Annotated in this window: 15 protein-coding genes; all 15 read left to right on the forward strand. The window is 34.2% G+C overall.

The genetic code is table 11. The features are described from left to right. Nucleotides 1-6 precede the first annotated feature (6 nt). The gene (locus ACLHDE_RS04865) at nucleotides 7-3,057 is read left to right on the forward strand and encodes an efflux RND transporter permease subunit (RefSeq protein WP_415398080.1); all 3,051 of its coding nucleotides are present in this window, start codon (nucleotides 7-9) and stop codon (nucleotides 3,055-3,057) included. Nucleotides 3,058-3,098: 41 nt separating this feature from the next. Beyond that, nucleotides 3,099-4,094, forward strand: coding sequence for a lipid A deacylase LpxR family protein (locus ACLHDE_RS04870; protein ID WP_415398081.1), 996 nt, complete (start codon nucleotides 3,099-3,101; stop codon nucleotides 4,092-4,094). Between the two features lie 76 nt (nucleotides 4,095-4,170). Beyond that, entirely contained in the window at nucleotides 4,171-5,157 is a 987-nt protein-coding gene (locus ACLHDE_RS04875; RefSeq protein WP_415398082.1) for a lipid A deacylase LpxR family protein, read from the forward strand. A gap of 98 nt (nucleotides 5,158-5,255) precedes the next feature. Further along, complete coding sequence (locus tag ACLHDE_RS04880) at nucleotides 5,256-5,750, forward strand: Spy/CpxP family protein refolding chaperone (protein ID WP_415398083.1); 495 nt, start codon at nucleotides 5,256-5,258, stop codon at nucleotides 5,748-5,750. Further along, nucleotides 5,722-6,396, forward strand: coding sequence for a response regulator transcription factor (locus ACLHDE_RS04885; RefSeq protein WP_415398084.1), 675 nt, complete (start codon nucleotides 5,722-5,724; stop codon nucleotides 6,394-6,396). Before ACLHDE_RS04880 ends, ACLHDE_RS04885 begins: the two co-directional genes overlap by 29 nt. Further along, nucleotides 6,393-7,622, forward strand: coding sequence for an ArsS family sensor histidine kinase (locus ACLHDE_RS04890; protein ID WP_415398085.1), 1,230 nt, complete (start codon nucleotides 6,393-6,395; stop codon nucleotides 7,620-7,622). Before ACLHDE_RS04885 ends, ACLHDE_RS04890 begins: the two co-directional genes overlap by 4 nt. 203 nt (nucleotides 7,623-7,825) lie before the next feature. Next, on the forward strand, nucleotides 7,826-9,052 hold the full coding sequence (locus ACLHDE_RS04895) for a hydrogenase small subunit (RefSeq protein WP_415398086.1): 1,227 nt from the start codon (nucleotides 7,826-7,828) through the stop codon (nucleotides 9,050-9,052). Further along, the gene (locus tag ACLHDE_RS04900) at nucleotides 9,053-10,804 is read left to right on the forward strand and encodes a nickel-dependent hydrogenase large subunit (RefSeq protein ID WP_415398087.1); all 1,752 of its coding nucleotides are present in this window, start codon (nucleotides 9,053-9,055) and stop codon (nucleotides 10,802-10,804) included. Nucleotides 10,805-10,815: 11 nt separating this feature from the next. Beyond that, nucleotides 10,816-11,511 carry a cytochrome b/b6 domain-containing protein gene (locus ACLHDE_RS04905; protein WP_415398088.1) on the forward strand — a complete coding sequence of 232 codons (696 nt, stop codon included), beginning with the start codon at nucleotides 10,816-10,818 and terminating at the stop codon, nucleotides 11,509-11,511. Nucleotides 11,512-11,586: 75 nt separating this feature from the next. Then, entirely contained in the window at nucleotides 11,587-12,147 is a 561-nt protein-coding gene (locus ACLHDE_RS04910; RefSeq protein WP_415398089.1) for a HyaD/HybD family hydrogenase maturation endopeptidase, read from the forward strand. Further along, the gene (locus ACLHDE_RS04915; protein WP_415398090.1) at nucleotides 12,125-13,540 is read left to right on the forward strand and encodes a hydrogenase; all 1,416 of its coding nucleotides are present in this window, start codon (nucleotides 12,125-12,127) and stop codon (nucleotides 13,538-13,540) included. Before ACLHDE_RS04910 ends, ACLHDE_RS04915 begins: the two co-directional genes overlap by 23 nt. Nucleotides 13,541-13,579: 39 nt before the next feature. Next, entirely contained in the window at nucleotides 13,580-14,167 is a 588-nt protein-coding gene (locus ACLHDE_RS04920; protein WP_415398091.1) for a TetR/AcrR family transcriptional regulator, read from the forward strand. Nucleotides 14,168-14,254: 87 nt separating this feature from the next. Beyond that, on the forward strand, nucleotides 14,255-15,055 hold the full coding sequence (locus ACLHDE_RS04925; protein ID WP_415398092.1) for a hydrogenase: 801 nt from the start codon (nucleotides 14,255-14,257) through the stop codon (nucleotides 15,053-15,055). Then, the gene (locus ACLHDE_RS04930) at nucleotides 15,048-16,307 is read left to right on the forward strand and encodes a nickel-dependent hydrogenase large subunit (protein ID WP_415398093.1); all 1,260 of its coding nucleotides are present in this window, start codon (nucleotides 15,048-15,050) and stop codon (nucleotides 16,305-16,307) included. The genes ACLHDE_RS04925 and ACLHDE_RS04930 overlap by 8 nt, the downstream gene beginning before the upstream one ends. 245 nt (nucleotides 16,308-16,552) lie before the next feature. Beyond that, nucleotides 16,553-17,704, forward strand: a complete 1,152-nt coding sequence (locus ACLHDE_RS04935) for a hydrogenase small subunit (protein WP_415398094.1) — start codon at nucleotides 16,553-16,555, stop codon at nucleotides 17,702-17,704. The last annotated feature ends 6 nt before the right edge of the window (nucleotides 17,705-17,710 follow it).

Raw genomic sequence — 17,710 nt, forward strand, 5'->3', positions numbered from 1 at the left:
GTTTAGATGTATAAGTTTGCTATAAACAGACCTATTACTACATTGATGTATGTTGTATCTTTGGTAATATTTGGATTGATGAGTTATAAGTCTATGCCATCGGCACTTTTTCCAAATGTTGACTTTCCAATAGTTACAATAAAAACTGTCTATCCTGGAGCAGAAGCTGGCACTATAGAGTCGCAAGTAACAGACAAGATAGAAGAAGCAGTTTCAAGCATCGGTGGAGTTGACAACATAATCTCAACAAGTAGTGAGGGGATTAGTGTTGTAACTGTAAAGTTTTTCTTAGAGCGTGATATTAACGAAGCTACAAATGATGTCAGAGATAAAGTTGCAGCAGTAATTATGCCAAAAGATGCCCAGACACCGCTTGTAAGTAAACTCGATATTGGTGGCGCATCTATAATCAATGTATTTTTAACTGCCAAAAATGAAAGTATGCAAAACCTGATGCTTTTTGCCGATGAAAAAGTAAAACCAAGGATACAAAAAATCAACGATGTTGGTGGAGTAAATATCATAGGTTATACAGATAGAGAGATAAAAATCTTTCCAGATCCACAACTCTTAAATAAGTTTGGCATTACAGTTAGTGAGTTAAACACTATTGTCGCACGAGAAAATATAAAAATAGGCGGCGGTAAACTTATAACAAAAACACAAGAGTTTATACTAAAAACAAAAGCAGACGCCCTAAGTGTACATGAACTTGAAAATATAAAAATAAAAGATTCAATCAAGCTAAAAGATATAGCAAGAGTTTCCGATACCATGAGTGATGCAAAGAGTTATGCATCTTATGATGGAGTTGAGGGAGTTATGCTTGAGATTCAAAAAATCTCTGGAAGTAACACAATTGAGATAGTTGAAAATGTTAAAAAAATCATACCAGAACTTCAAGGCTATGCAAAAGATAATTATGGGGTAATGATAGTAAATGATACAACTCCCTTTATTATCCATTCACTTGAAGATGTTGAGTTTGACCTTATCTATGGTGCGATTTTAGCCGTTATAATTGTTTTTGTATTTTTAAGAAATATGACTATAACACTAGTCTCAGCTTTATCTATCCCTGCATCTATCATGGGTACTTTTGCTTTGATGAATTTTATGGGATTTGATTTAAATAAAATGACTCTTATAGGGCTTACTCTAGCGATTGGTATTATTATAGACGATGCTATTGTTGTCATCGAGAACATCTACAAAAAGATGGAAGGGGGTATGGGTAAGTTTGAAGCATCTGTTGAGGGTACTAAAGAGATGGCTTTTACTATTTTAGCAATATCAGCAATGCTTTTAGCTGTTTTTATTCCAGTTTCATTTATGAGTGGAATCGTTGGAAAGTTCTTTGAATCATTTGCTATGACAGTCGGTTTTGCCGTTATTATTTCATATACAATCGCTCTTAGTTTCATTCCGAGTCTTAGTGCTAGGGTTTTACATAAGGGAGAAAATAAGTTTTATAACAAGACAGAACCTATTTTTAAAGCACTGGAAAGGGGTTATGAGAAGATATTAAAGTTTGTACTTAGATTTAAGATAATAACTTTAGTTGTAGTTTTTGTAGTCTTCTTTGCATCTCTTAGTCTTTTTCCAAAAATTGGTATGGATTTTATACCAAAAGAAGATAAGTCAGAACTAGAGATAAAGATAAAAGCTGATTCTGGAGTATCTCTAGAGGAGATGATTAGAAAATCTAAAGAGGTAGAAAAACTCATTAAAGCCGATGAAAATGTTGTATATACGACTCTGAGCATAGGTTATAACACAGCACAAGAGAAACACAAGGCTCTTATGTATGTAAAACTTGTAGAAAAAGACAAAAGAGAGTTAAACCAAGAAGAAGTTACTCAACGCCTTAGAGCTAAGATGAAGCAATTTGACAAAGATATGTTTATAACAGCCGCTGCTATACCAAACATAAAAGGTGCCGGGGTATCTGTTCCATACCAGATAGTTTTAAAATCAGACTCATTTGAAGATTTGGAAGTTGCAAAAAATAAGCTCATAGAGCATCTAAAAAAGAAAGAGGGATTTGTTGATATAGATACAAACCTAGATGAAGCAAAACCTCAGATTGATATAAATATCTTAAGACAAAATGCAAATCGTCTTGGCATCTCTGCATCTCAAATAGCCGAGGCTATTTCAACTGCCTTTTCAAGTGACTTGGAAATCTCTTACTTTGAAGAAAATGGTAAGCAGTACAATATCACGTTAAGGTTTGATGATGCAAACAGAGTAAGCATAGATGATATTAAAAAGATACAGCTTCGTGCTAATAATGGGGAGTTTGTTTACCTTGATGGTCTAGTTACCTTTACTCACTCTAAATCTTTAACTTCAATAAATCACTTCGATAGACAAAGACAGGTGACAATCTATGCAGACCTCTTTGGGCTTGACCTTGGTGGAGCTGTTGCATATACAAGAGAGTCCATAGATGAGTTGATGCCAGAGGGTGTTACGTATAGATTTACAGGATTTGCTGAAGAGATGGAAAAAACAGGTAAAGCTTTTGGTGTGGCAATAGGTTTATCGGTTATACTAATGTTTATTATCTTAGCGATTTTGTACGAATCAATTATTCAGCCTATTATTATTATGATGGCACTGCCTCTTAGCATCATCGGCGTTATGTTAGCTCTTTATGCATCTGGCTTACAGTTTAGTCTATTTGTTATGATTGGATTTATGCTTCTAATGGGTATGGTTGGAAAAAATGCAGTTCTTTTAGTTGACTTTGCAAATAACGCAGTTGAGAGCGGTAAAGATGCAGATGCGGCACTTATAGAAGCTGGAGAGAAAAGACTTAGACCGATTTTGATGACGACTATTGCTATGGTGTTTGCAATGCTTCCACTTGCGGTGGGTGATGGGCTTGGAAGTGAGACCAAAGCTCCGATGGCTATATCTATCATCGGCGGACTGCTTAGTTCTATGGTATTAACACTTTTAATAGTACCAGTAATGTATAGACTTATAAATCCTTTTGATAGATGGTTAAGAAAATTCTATGAAGTAGGACAGATAAAAGATGATAAATAAATTATAATCTTATAAAAAGAAGAAAAAGGTATAATTATTATATGAAAAACATAACTAAATTATTATTTTTAGCCTTTGCATCTACTCTAAGTGCAGATCAAGTATCATTTCAATTTAACAATGATTTTTTTGCCGGAACTGATAGACACTATTCAAATGGTTTTGCTCTTAGTTGGATAGATGATACTTACGAGCATAAAGTTGATAGTTCTATATCTTTTTACAGTAGATTTATGCTCGGTCTCTTCAATGTTGTAAATATACATGGTCTTGAGAAATCAAAAAAGTATAATACAGGTGTGAGTATTTCTCAGGCAATACTTACTCCTGAGGATGTCTCACTCTCCACTCCTCAATATGATGACTCCCCATATGCTGCCTATTTAGATTTAGCATTATTTATTTTTGAATGGGATGATAACAGTTTTAATGAGTATCGTCTAAGTGTTGGTGTTATAGGAGACTATGCAGGAGGAGAAGAGATACAAAATGAATTTCACTCCCTTATAGGTAATGAAAATGCTAAAGGTTGGGATACCCAGTTGAAAACACAATATAGTGTTGAGGTTATGTTACAGTATGGTGAAATAAGCTGGGAATATAACAAAAAAAGCTCTTTCTCAATGGACTGGTTTAACCATTTTGGTACTAATCTAGGGAATTTCGAAACAAGTGTTTTTGCAGGGAGTATGTTTCGTATAGGCAATAACTATAGCAGAAGTTTTAATGTTCAAGCCCCATTATTGCAACAAGAAGCATCTTCGTTGCAATTAAAAAAGAGAAACAATGATTTTGGATGGTCTATAAGCACAGGGGTTACTGGATCATTACAGGCATACTCATATCTGGTAGAAGAAGCCCGTGATGAGGGCTATGAAATGGATAAAAAGGTATTTTACGGTTCTTTGTATACGGGCACCGACTTATTTTATCAAAATCACAAAGTAACACTTTTTTATCAAACTCCAACAAAATACTCTACACAAGAAAATTCTAGAGATATATTTGGTGGATTTATATATTCATACCGGTTTTAAGTACTATTAATATGGGACTCTTGTAGTAAAGTAAACTATAAGACCTTCAACAGAACTAATTAGATAGAATTGATGTATGAATCATACAACTAAATTACTATCTCTAGTCTTAGCATCGACTATGGATGCTGATTACATCTCATTTCAATTTTATAATGATTTTTTTGCAGGCACTGACCAACACTTTACACATGGTGTAGCGCTTAGCTGGTTAGATGATACATATGAGCATAATAGCTCCAGTAGATATAGTAAGTTAATGATAGACGCATTTAAAGCCGTATCATCGAATGGACTTGATAACTCTAAATGTTATAATGCAGGCTTAAGCCTCTCTCAGTCAATAATGACTCCAAAAGATGTAACAATATCTACACCCCAATATAATGAAATTCCATATGTCGGTTATTTGGCAATTAGCTTGTATCTTTTTGAGCGTGATTATGATAGTTTTAGTGAGTATAGGATTGACTTTGGTGTAATTGGAGAAGAATCAGGTTCTAAGCAGACACAAAATACTTTTCACTCTATCATTGGTAATTCTTACGCAAAAGGATGGGATACTCAGATAGGAACAGAATATACAGTTAATACCCTCTTTAGAAATGGATATGTAAGTTGGAAGTCTAAGACACAAAGTGGTTTGAAAATGGACTGGTTTAATCATTATGGTTTTGAGTTGGGTAATTTTGAGACAAATATTTTTTCCGGTACAATGTTTCGAATAGGAGATAATTATATTCAAAATTTTAATGTCCATTACCCTTATCTTAGAGAAGAAGCAGGTCTTTTAGAAATAGATAAAAAGCGTGATAGTTTTGGATGGTCATTGAGTGCTGGAATAAATGGGAAAATAATTGCTTATTCGGGAGTAATTGATGAGGCTAAAAATGATGGATACGATTTAAGCCTAAGAACTATTAATGGTTCACTCTATGTTGGTGCAGAGTTGTATTATGAAGTTCATAAAATCTCATACTCTTATCAGTCACAATCGCCATACACTTACCAACAAGGTTCAGCAGATACTTATGGTTCTCTTATGTACGCATACAAATTTTAATAAAAGCTCACATCTCGTTAAGACTTCGTTAAACTCAAATTAAAATTTCGTTAATCTCAAAACACTATACTTATGACATCAAACAAAAGGAGTTCATTATGAACAAGAAAATTATTTTAGGTTTAACAGCAACAGCATTATTAGCGTCATCGCTACTAGCGTTCAATGGACAAGGACAGATGCAACAAGGAAAAAAGATTGAGTGTAATAAACAAGGCAAAATGATGAAAGGTCAAGCGCACCACAATGGTAAACATACGTTTATTAAGATGGTTATGAAACTTGATCTTACTCCAGAACAAAGAACTAAGGTCGTAGCTATCGTCAAAAAGAGCAAGACAGGTATGCCTAATCCTCATGATGCATTTACAGATACAGCTTTTGATAAAAAAGAGTTTATTAAATTGGCAAAAGAGAGAAGAGATGGTAGAATTGAAGTAAGAGCTGATATGATTGAAAAAATATATACTGTTCTTAACTCTGCACAAAAGAAAGACTTAAAAACTATGCTTGATATGAGAGATATCATGAAAAAAAATAGAATGAAAAAAGGTATGAATTGTAATGCTAAAAATTGCAATGGTAGAAGATGATAGTGAGTTAGCAGAAGTACTAACTCAGTATCTCTCAAAGTTTAATATCTCAGTTACAAACTTTGAAGACCCATTTATAGCTTTAAGTGCTATTGCTTTAGAGGAGTTTGATTTAATCATATTAGATTTGACTCTTCCTGGCATGGATGGATTGGAAGTTTGTAAAGAACTTGTTACAAAGTATAATATCCCCATTATAATATCTAGTGCCAGAAGTGATATAACCGATAAAGTTATAGCACTTGAACTCGGAGCTGATGACTACCTTCCAAAACCTTACGATCCAAGGGAACTAGAAGTTAGGATAAAAACAATCCTAAGACGTTTTAATAAGCAGATGCCAAAATTAGAAGAAGTAAAAGAAGTATTTGTCTTGGATGAAGCAAAACAAGAGATAAAAAAGGACGGTAAGTTTATAAAGTTCACTCCCGCAGAATTTCAGATAATGTCTTTAATGTGCAAAAGAAAAGGTTTTGTAGTTTCAAGATATGATATTCTTGATAGTTGTGATTTTTTAAACTCTGATGAAGATAGTGGAAGCATAGCGGTAATTATAAATAGGATAAGACATAAGATAGAAGAAGATTCTAAAAAACCAGAGTACTTTTTAACTATCAGAGGTGTGGGGTATAAATTAGTAGAATGAATAAAAATTCAATAATCTTTACAATAACTATTACTTTTATCATTGCGTTAATACTTGTACTAGTCAGTTTTGGTATTTTTTACAAAGTTAGTGAAAAAAGAGAAGAATTGTCCATGCTTAAAAAAGGCATGGAAGCTACTAACCTCTTTTTGAGAGATTTTAAACATCATGGTTTGACACAAGAACTAGAAGAAGACTTGAAGCTAATCAACTACTCAATAATAATAGACCCTATCCAGCAAAGAAAAATACTTAATAATCCAAATGTTAAATATGTAGAGTCTCATACAAGAGGTAGAGGCAGAATGAAAATGCAACAATTTAGTTTAGTTAATAAATACTATGTATATATTCAGACCAGAAGAGGAAATATTATTTTAGAAAATGACAATCCATCTGAGAGTTATAGAGGAACTATTCTAATTATCTTTGCAGTTATATTTTTAACATTTGTATTTTTATATATAACAACACTAAAAAAGTTAAGACCATTAAACACTCTAAAAGATAAAGTTCAAAACTTTGGAGATGAAGAGTTTGATATCTCGTGTGCAAGTGAGAAAAAAGATGAGATATCACTTCTTGCAAATGAGTTTGATAAATCAGCTAAAAAACTAAAAAAGTTAAAAGAGTCCAGAAATGTTTTCATACGAAATATAATGCATGAACTAAAGACACCTATAACAAAGGGTAAGTTTTTAACAGAACTTCCTCAAAATAAGGAAAATAATTCCAAGATGCAAAAAGTGTTTTACAGACTTGAATCGCTCATAAGTGAGTTTGCATCTATAGAAGAGTTAATATCTACTAAAAAAGTATTGCAAAAAAAAGAGTATCACTTAACAGATATTATTGATAATGCTATTGATCTTCTCATGTGTGATGAAAATAATGTTGTGTCAGAATTTGAAGATATTAAAATAAGTGTTGACTTTAAACTCTTCTCGATAGCTATTAAAAATTTTATTGACAATGGCATCAAGTATTCTCCTGAAAAAAAAGTAGTTATAAAAACAGATGCTAAGAAAATTATTTTTGAAAATATAGGTAAAGAATTACAACACCCATTAGAAGAGTATTATGAACCATTTTTTAGTGGTGAGAATGTAAAATCAAACCAAAGTTTTGGATTGGGTTTTTACATTATAAATAACATTTTAAATGCCAGTGGATACAAGCTATCCTATGAGTATAAAGATAATATTAATAGATTTATACTTCACTAATATTCTTTTATATATTTACTGCACACTTTTAGCAAAAAACATCTTTATTTGTTTAAAATGATTCTAGAGTATCTTTTGAAATTATTATAATATAGCTTTCTTTTTAATTAGCAATATATAAGTATGACTTAAGTTTGTATTTAATACAAGAATATGAATGAATGTATATTCATAAGCTTGATTTCTAAGATAAGGAGTAGATTATGATTGAAAAAAGAGAGGCCTTAGCGAAGATGTTTAGTGCTAAAGGATCAAAGGTTAAGACTAACCACGGTTCTGAGTATTATGATTCTTTAATGAAAATAATGACACTACGTTTGGAAGAGTTAGAAAAGTCGCCTGCAGCATCTAAAGTAAACATAGAGAGTGTTTTAGAGGCTGAAGGTTTAGACAGAAGAGATTTTATGAAGTGGGCAAGTGCAGCTTGTGCAGCTTTAATGCTGCCCTCAAATTTTACTCCTCTTATCGCTAAAGCAGCTACCCTTATGAATAGAATTCCTGTTATTTGGATTGAGCTTCAGGATTGTGCAGGCAATTCCGAAGCAATTCTAAGAAGTGATGCTCCAACTATTGATGAACTTATACTCGAAACTATTTCCTTAGAGTTCAATGAAACAATTATGGCGGCAGCCGGTCATCAGGCTGAAGCACATCTTGAAGAGGCTATGCATACATTTAAAGGTAAATATCTTTGTGTAGTTGAAGGTTCAATCCCTTTAGCTATGAATGGTTTATACGGTACTATTGGTGCTAAAGCTGAAACTTTTGTGGATCATCTAAAGCATGTTGCAAAAGATAGTGCTGCTGTTGTAGCAGTTGGTACTTGTGCGACTTTTGGCGGTGTTCCGGCAGCATCTCCAAATCCAACAGGTGCAGTTGGTGTTCAAGATGTTGTTCGTGGCAAGCCTATCATCAACATTCCAGCCTGTCCTGCAAATCCTGCAAATATTACAGGAACTATTCTTCATTATGTACTTTCAGGACAAATTCCAGAACTAGATCACCTTAATCGTCCTAAGTTTGCATTTGGATATAGAATCCATGATAACTGTGAGAGACGTGCACATTTTGATGCAGGTGAGTTTGTAGAAGAGTGGGGAGATAAAGGTGCTCAAAACAATTTCTGTCTTTATAAGATGGGCTGTAAAGGTCCTATGACATTTAACAACTGTTCTATAGTTAGATATAACAGCGGTACAAACTGGCCTATTGGTGTAGGACACGGTTGTATAGGTTGTTCTGAACCACAGTTCTGGGATAAATATGCTCAAGAAAGACCAATGGCAGATACCCACTTTAAAGCTCCAGGTGGCGGAGTAGAAAAAACTGTAGATGAGTTTGGTCTAGGACTGCTTACAGCAACTGGTATTGGTATCGGTATTCATGCAGCAGCAAGTGCTTTAGCTGGAAAAAAAGAGGGGGAAGAATAGATGGCAAGTAAACATATAATAGTAGATCCGATAACAAGGATTGAAGGACATTTAAGAATAGAAGCTGTGATAGATGAAAACAATGTTATTACAGATGCATTTGCAAGTTCTACGATGTTTAGGGGAATTGAGACTATTTTAAAAGGTCGTGACCCGAGAGATGCAGGTCTTCTTGCTATGAGGATATGTGGTGTTTGTACAGGAACTCATTATCAAAGAAGTATTGAAGCAGTTGAAGATGCTTTTAAATTGAGTATTCCTAAAAATGCAAGAATAGTAAGAAATCTGATTCAGGGGGCTTTATATATACACGATCACGTTGTACACTTTTATCATCTTCATGCACTTGACTGGGTAGATATCACAGCTGCACTTAAAGCTGACCCAAAACTGGCAGCTGCAGAAGCACTAAAGTGGACTGAGACTCCTCATGGAGCTGGTGAGGGTGAACTCAGAGCTATTCAAGAAAGAGTAGGTAAGTTTGTTGCGCAGGGTCGTCTTGGAATTTTTTCAAATGCGTATTGGGGAAATAAAAACTATAAACTATCACCTGAACAAAATCTAGTTGCAGTTGCTCACTATTTACAAGCACTAGATATGCAAAGAGATGCTTCTAAGATGATGGCAATTTTTGGTGGCAAAATGCCTCACCCTCAATCACTAGTAGTTGGTGGAGTAACCTGTGTTGCTGATATTCAAAATCCTGCAAGAATTGCTGAGTTTAAATCACTTTTAAATAAGTTTAGAAAATTTATTAAGAATGCATATCTTGCAGATGTTTTAATGGCGGGTACTGTTTATGCAGATGAAGCTCTTGATGGAACTGGTTCAGGATTAAAAAACTATATGAGTTATGGGGACTTTAAACTTGATGATACAGGTTTTTACACATCATCTCAACTATTTCCTAGCGGTGTAGTACTAAATGGTGATTTGTCTAAACTTTATCCACTAGATCAAACTAAGATTACTGAAGATGTTTCACATGCATGGTATGAAGGTGAAAATGACAAAGGTCTTCACCCATTTGAGGGTGAGACAAAGCCTAATTATACTGGTTTAGAAAAAAAAGCGGATGGTTATGCGTATCTAAAAACTAAAGAAAAATATTCTTGGATTAAGTCACCACTATATGATGATACAAGAATGGAAGTAGGTCCACTAGCTAGAATAGCTGTCGGTCTTGCTGCAGGTGATAAAAATATTACTAAGTATGCTGTTGGTTTTTTAACTAAACTTGGGAAAACTTTAGGTCTTAAAACTGCTGCTCCGGCATCTGTTATTTTCTCAACTGTAGGAAGAACAGCCGCTCGTGCAATTGAGACTGAACTTATGGCTGATGTTATGATGGGTTGGGTTGATGAGTTAGCTGCTAATGTTGCATCTGGTGATATTAGTACTTGGACAGAGTTCGATTTTGAAGAAGTTTCTAAAGATGCTAGAGGTTTCGGTATGGCTGAGGCACCTCGTGGTGGTTTAGGACACTGGGTAGTTATTAAAGATGGTAAGATTGAGAATTATCAGGCGGTTGTACCATCAACATGGAATGCAGCTCCAAGAGACTACAAAGATAGAAAAGGTGCTTATGAATCAGCGCTTATTGGCACTAAAGTAGCAGACCCTGAACAACCACTGGAGATACTAAGAACTGTACACAGTTTTGACCCTTGTATAGCATGTGCTGTACATATAGTGGATACAAAAAGAAGAGAGCTTAGTAGTTTTAAAGTAAACACTAGCTGCGCCGTTTAAAGGAGCCCATCATGAGTTATAAAAAAGTTGAGAGGATGACTGGGTTTATGAGAATAAACCACTGGGTGGTTGCTATCTCTATGATCGTTGCAGTAGTGACTGGTCTATATATCGGTCATCCATATTATCAAAGTTTTATCGCAGATCCTGCGGTTGACAAGTATGTAATGGCGTGGAATAGATTAGGGCACCTCATAGTTGCTATCATCTTTGATGTTAGTAGTGTTATTGTGGCTTATTTGTACTTTTTTTCAAGATTTGAAAAGCCTTATAAAAAGTTAATTCCAAATGCTAAAAATGTAAAAGAGTTTGTAGATGTACTTATTAACTTGATTACACTTAATCGTGTAAAAGAGTTTGATTCATCTCATACAGATAGTTTTAACTCTGTATTTTTCTTTGTATTTCATATGTTGTTAGTCTGGATGCTATTTACAGGACTGCAATTGTATGTACATGGACTTGCATCTGGAATCAGTTCTATTGGAGCATGGTGGCCTGCTATACTTCACTTGACAACTGATTGGACGGTGGCTGTGACAGGTGGAACATATATGGATGTGAGAATCTCACACCACTATACTATGTATGCAATTCTTGTATGGGTGATGTTTCATGTTTATTATCAAATATGGAGAACAATCTTCTGGAAAGAGGGTGATATCAACATCGTTGTTGGTGGAAACAAATTTGTAGAAGAAAAGTAACTATTTGTACGCCAAAGGAATAAGTTTCCTTTGGCTAGCTAGCCGTTTAGGCAAAAATCATGGAGTATATTTATAATGAAAATAGCAATCGTTGGTGCGGGTACAATAATTTACCAAGATGAGGGTGTAGGTGTATACGCTTCAAGGTATATAGAAGAAAATTTTACATTTACAGATGATGTGACATTAGTTGATGGCGGAGTACTGGGCTTTCAACTAATGACATACTATCAAGACTATGATAAGGTGATAATCCTTGATACTATAACTATGGATGATGAGGTAGGTTCTATTTATAACTTACCATCAGAAGAGTTACTAGGTCTAGGAAGTTATAAACAGACTGCCCATGAAGTAGAGATCATAGAGATGCTAGAGATATGCTCACTCTTGGAAAAAATGGCAGATGTAAATATCATAGGTATTATTCCAAAAGATATTGCAAGTGTAAATATTGGTCTGACGAACGAGATGAAAGATAAGTTCCATAACTTAATAGAAGCAGCAGTAGATGAGTTAGACAGGTCCGGTATAAAGTACAAAAGAAATCCCGAGACTGTACTGCTAGATGATATTATAGAAAAATATGCAAATCCACAAAGTGAGTTTAAAAATGGCTATCAAGCAAGTAATTAAATATAAAAGCGACAGTAAATATTTTGCAGGATTTTTACAATCTATGATTAAAGAGAGTGGCATTGTCGGAAGTATCTCTCAAGCTGATGATTCTATAGTTATGAGGTTAGATGACACAAATGCACAAGCAATAGCTGACTTTAGCCAACTCTCAAATAAATATCTGGCTCACTCTTTGTTCCTAGGTGATATACAGACTATACAGGTTGATTCTGATAGTTTAGAATCAGATTTTAAATCACCAACTTATAATATATCAGCATGTCCTAGATGCTTAGAAAAATTAACAGATCCGGCAAGTGAAGACTATTTAAATGATTCTCTAAAGTGTACGCACTACTCAAACGAGGCTAATGAAGAGTTCTTGGACTCTAAATATTATTCTCCACACTATAGCGAAGGAAGTGATCTTTTAGTAGTAGACCCAAACAGTGTGAATAGGCTATTTATGATGACCGAGGAAGAGATAAAAGCACTATTTAGTATAGAAAAACCGACTCTCAAAGTTACTATTAAAGATGAAATCTTAAGAGAACTGAGTGGAAAGAACTTTATAAATATAAAGTCACCATATAGTGTAAAGAGTAATCTAGTTGCACTAAATGCAAGAGAGAGCGAAGTTGAATATCTGTTTTTTGAGAGTAGTGATGATCTGAAAGTTGTTGTTGTTCAAGATAATACAACTGTAATAAGAGATGCAAGAGGTGTAACAAAAGAGCTAAAAGAATTAGATGCTGACAAAGAAATCAATAGATTTTTAAACATTGCACAAGAAGCAGGCTTTCTTAAAGGTTCAATCGCTGCAGATTTAAGTACTAGACATGGAATTTCTTTTATAGTATCAAATGAAACAGGACATAAAAAAGTTATAAGTTTTCAGGATTTTAGACTAATAGATGTACTGCAGCAGATGTCAAATGATGAAAATAAATCTAAACTTCTTCCAAATTTTGAGAAAAAGTTTCCTCACATTATGCAAGAACTTCGTGAAAATGATGAATATGGAATGTTTGAGACAGTTGCATCTATACTTGAACTTAAAGATAAAAGTTTTGAGTCAGTGAGTGACAAGTCTTTAGAATTTCATGGAAATGGTGGACTAAAGATAGATGCTGCCTTTTGTGATGAGGGGTTTGATTATGTTTCTTTTTTAGGTTCTATTATGAGCTTTAAACTAGCAGATACTGATGAACACTATTTAGCATACTCTATTTTTGAAGCTCTTGGCGATATGGCTATTTCAACTTTGACTCAATTAAAGACGAAATTTAAAATTGATAAGTTTGTAATGATGGGCGATATGTTCGAAAATACAGTACTTTACAGCAGAATACTAAGCAAGTTTCAACTAAATAACCCATACTTCTCAAAAGGTTTTGCATTAGACGATTAGACATAGTATAATTGCCTAAGAAGTTAAGGAGAAGAGATATTGTTAAGTAAAAAAGAACAAAAAAAAGAACAGATAATGCAAAGTGCATTAGAACTTTTTTCTGTAAAGGGTTTTTATAATACTACCATTCCTGACATAGCGAATGCGCTAAAGATGAGTGTTGGTAATATGTATAACTACTTTAAATCAAAAGATTTCCTTGCCAAAGAGATAATAAAGTACATATCAGTATATCTAGGACATAAATTAAAAGAAATTAATGAACAAAATATATCTACTCAAGAAAAAACTAGAAAAATAATAGAAGTTTATTTTGAAACAGCTATGCAAAAACCTGAGATGATAGATTATTTTTTACGAATCTATTTATCAAATCGTGAAGTCTTTAAAGAGGGCTGTGAAGGAATGATCTGTGTTAACGAGTTTGTTACAGAGATTATGATCTATTTTGAAGAAGGTGTAAGATGTGGAGACTTGAGAGATCAAGATTTTTTTAGTGCTTTTGGACTTTTTATGGGCTATCTTGGTGGTATGGTTTTTTTAAAAGGTGAAAATATTTTACCTAAAGAGTTAGATGATTATGTTGATGATATATCATATAATGTATACAAAGCTTTAAGCGTTTAAAAGATCATGAATAATAAGGTGAGAGTGTTATGGCTTAGCTCTATAGCTTGTAACGGTAACACTCACTCCTTTTTAAACTATCCATATATGGAACAATTTCTAAACGATTTTGAATTCATATACCACCCCGTAATCGACTCTAACTATAGCCTTAAAGAGATTGTCTCAGAGACAATAGAGTGTGATATATTACTTATAGAGGGCTCAATCTCTGATGAAATCAAAAGAGCAGATGTTAGAGTTGTAGATATAATCAAAAAGTATGCAAAAATAGTTAAAAAAATAATTACAGTAGGAACTTGTGCAACTTTTGGTGGAATCTTTAGAGAGAGCGACTATAAAGATACAACCGGACTACACTTTGAAAAAGAAAAACAAATAGACAGATTTCAAGATCTGTTGGGCAAAACCATCTCTTTATCAGGTTGCCCTGTACATCCGGAAGTTTTAGTAAATACTCTCTACGCTATTAAAAAAAGTGTTGATTTACAGCTGGACAGTTTTTTAAGACCAAAAGATTACTTCGCCTATACTATTCATAACGGATGTACAAGAAATGAATACTTTGAGTATAAAGTAGATAATCATAAGTTTGGTGAGCTTGAAGGTTGTATGTTTTACGATCATGGATGCCAAGCACCATTTACACACGGAAGCTGTAACAAAATACTCTGGAATGAAGTAAACTCAAAAACCAGAGCAGGTCTTCCTTGTATGGGATGTACTGAACCTGGATTTCCAAAAAGTAATCTATTTGGTACAAAAAAGAACATGGGTATTCCTCAGGAACTTCCTCTTGGTGTAGGAAAAAGAACATATCTTACACTCGCTGGTATAACAAAAGCATTTACAATAGATAGATTAGAAAAGAAGTTATTTGATGATTGAGCTAATAGAAAAGATAGAAGGTGAAGCGAAACTGGACTTTAGTTTCGAAGATGGAAAGATTGACTTTGTAGATATCGAGTTTATGACTGCTAGAAATATAGAAAAAATTCTAAAAGGTAAGTCTCCTCTAGATGCTCTTGTTATTAACCCCAGAGTCTGTGGAATATGCGGACATGCTCACCTTATAGCTACGGTTCAGGCTCTTGAAGACTGTTATGAAAACTTAGAGATATCTAACAAAGCCAAGATAATCAGAGAACTGACTCTTACCTTTGAGCTTATACAAAACCATTTTAAATGGTTCTATCTTACTATGAGACCTCTTTTTGGTGAAAAACAAGAAGTACTCAAAGCTACATATCCTAGTCAACTTATGGCTAAAGCAATAGCTGTATTTGGCGGACAATATCCGCACACTTCTTATGCTATAGTCGGCGGTGTTGTTTGTGATGTAACTGAAGTAGATATTATTAAAGTAAAACACTACATAGAAGAAGCTATAAAGTTTTTTGAAACAAATGTAGTACAAGCTGACACAAAAGACTTCTTAGTATGTGACAATGTAGATAAAGTTTTAAAAAAGAGTGGTGATTTACCTGATATTTTAAAAGGTATAAAAAAGAAAAAATATCTATCATATGGAAAAACTTACGATAGATTTATAGCTTTTGGAGAGAATAGTTACTTTACCAAGGGCAAGTCTCATAAGACTATAGCTACACATAACATATCTATAGACTACGTAAAAGAGTATACCAATCCAAATTCACTAGCTAAAAATGTAATGTACAAAGATAAATACTATGAAGTAGGTCCACTGGCTCGTGCAATGATAAATAAAGTACCGCTTGTAAAAGATGCCCATAGAAGATATGGTGATAATATCTTTAGTAGAATAATTGCTAGAGTTTGTGAGATACCACAACTACTAAACCATTCTAAAGAGCTACTGGAACAACTTGATATTAGTGAACCATCATATATAGAGCCTTTGATAGATATTACTCAGGTTAATGGTTCTGGAGAGAGTGCTGTTGAAGCTGCGAGAGGTTCTCTTATTCATAAAGTTGATATTGAGAATGGTGTTATAAAAAATTACGAGATAATAACTCCAACCCAGTGGAATCTAGGAAACGGAACAAAAGAAAACCTTGGAGTTTCACAAAAAGCGATGATAGGTTTAGAAGATGTAAAAACTGCCGAACTTGTCTTTAAGACTTTTGATGTCTGCTCTGTTTGTACTACTCATTAACTCTCAATAAATAAAATTTAACAAGGGAATCACCCTTGTATACAACATATTCTCTATAAAATACAACTCAACTGTAAAACTATCATTCAAAAAGATTGGCATATATTCGTTAATATTATAACAGAGCTAGTCTTTTATCTGTCTCCAGTTAAATTATAATATTAAGCTACACATAAGTTATTTTTATATAAACTTCTTACTGAATGATTATTCATTTATGAATATGAAGAGCAAAAGGAGAAATTATGGTGAGTGACACTCTATATAAAAAGTTGTCAGCTAGAGTCAACGAATTATCAAAGTTGCCTAAACTAGATGATCAAAAATCAATTCCAAAATTGATAGAAGAAAATGGGTTTTCTCGTAGAGAATTTATGACATGGGCTGGTACTATGACAGCTATGTTAGCGCTTCCAGCGAGTTATACACCGTTGATAGCTAAAGCAGCCGAGGTAGCGGATAGACTTCCTATTATCTGGTTGCACATGGCTGAATGTACTGGTTGTACTGAATCTTTACTAAGATCAGCAAATCCAAGTATAGACAGTTTGATTTTTGATCATATATCTTTAGAGTATCAAGAGACGATAATGTCAGCAGCCGGTTGGCAAGCAGAAGCAAATCTTGAAAATGCTATGGAAAAATACAAAGACAGATATGTGTTAATGGTAGAGGGTGGTATTCCTCACGGAAAAGGTGCTCACTTCCTGACAATTGGTGGACATGGTAAGACTGGTGAGCAAACTGCGATAGATGCTTCTGAGCATGCAGCAGCAATTTTTGCGATTGGTACTTGTTCTTCATTTGGTGGTGTTCAAGCGGCAGCTCCAAACCCGACAAATGCTACTTCACTTAGTAACATAACTAGTAAGCCTGTTATCAATGTACCTGGTTGTCCACCTAGTGAAAGCAATATAGTTGGAACACTATTACACTTCCTACTTTATGGAACGCTTCCAGCGCTTGATGCTTACAACAGACCAAAGTGGGCTTATGGACTTAGAATCCATGATATGTGTGAGAGACGTGGTCACTTTGACGCTGGTGAGTTCGTAGAGCAGTTCGGTGATGATGGAGCTAAAAATGGCTTCTGTCTGTATAAAGTAGGCTGTAAAGGTCCTTATACATTTAACAACTGTTCTAGACAGAAGTTCAATGAAGGTACATCTTGGCCAGTTCAAGCAGGACATGGTTGTGCTGGATGTAGTGAGCCGGATTTCTGGGATACTATGGGTGTTTTACATGAACCTCTTGCAGACAGACTATTTCACACAACATTTGGTGGACTGGGCTCAGATGCAACGGCAGATAAGATTGGTCTAGGACTACTTACTGTTACAGCAGTGGGAATCGCAGCACATGCAGCAATATCAGCTGTTAAGAAACCAAAAGAATAATCGAGG

The organism is Sulfurimonas iocasae (assembly GCF_047716755.1).
Taxonomy (GTDB): domain Bacteria; phylum Campylobacterota; class Campylobacteria; order Campylobacterales; family Sulfurimonadaceae; genus Sulfurimonas.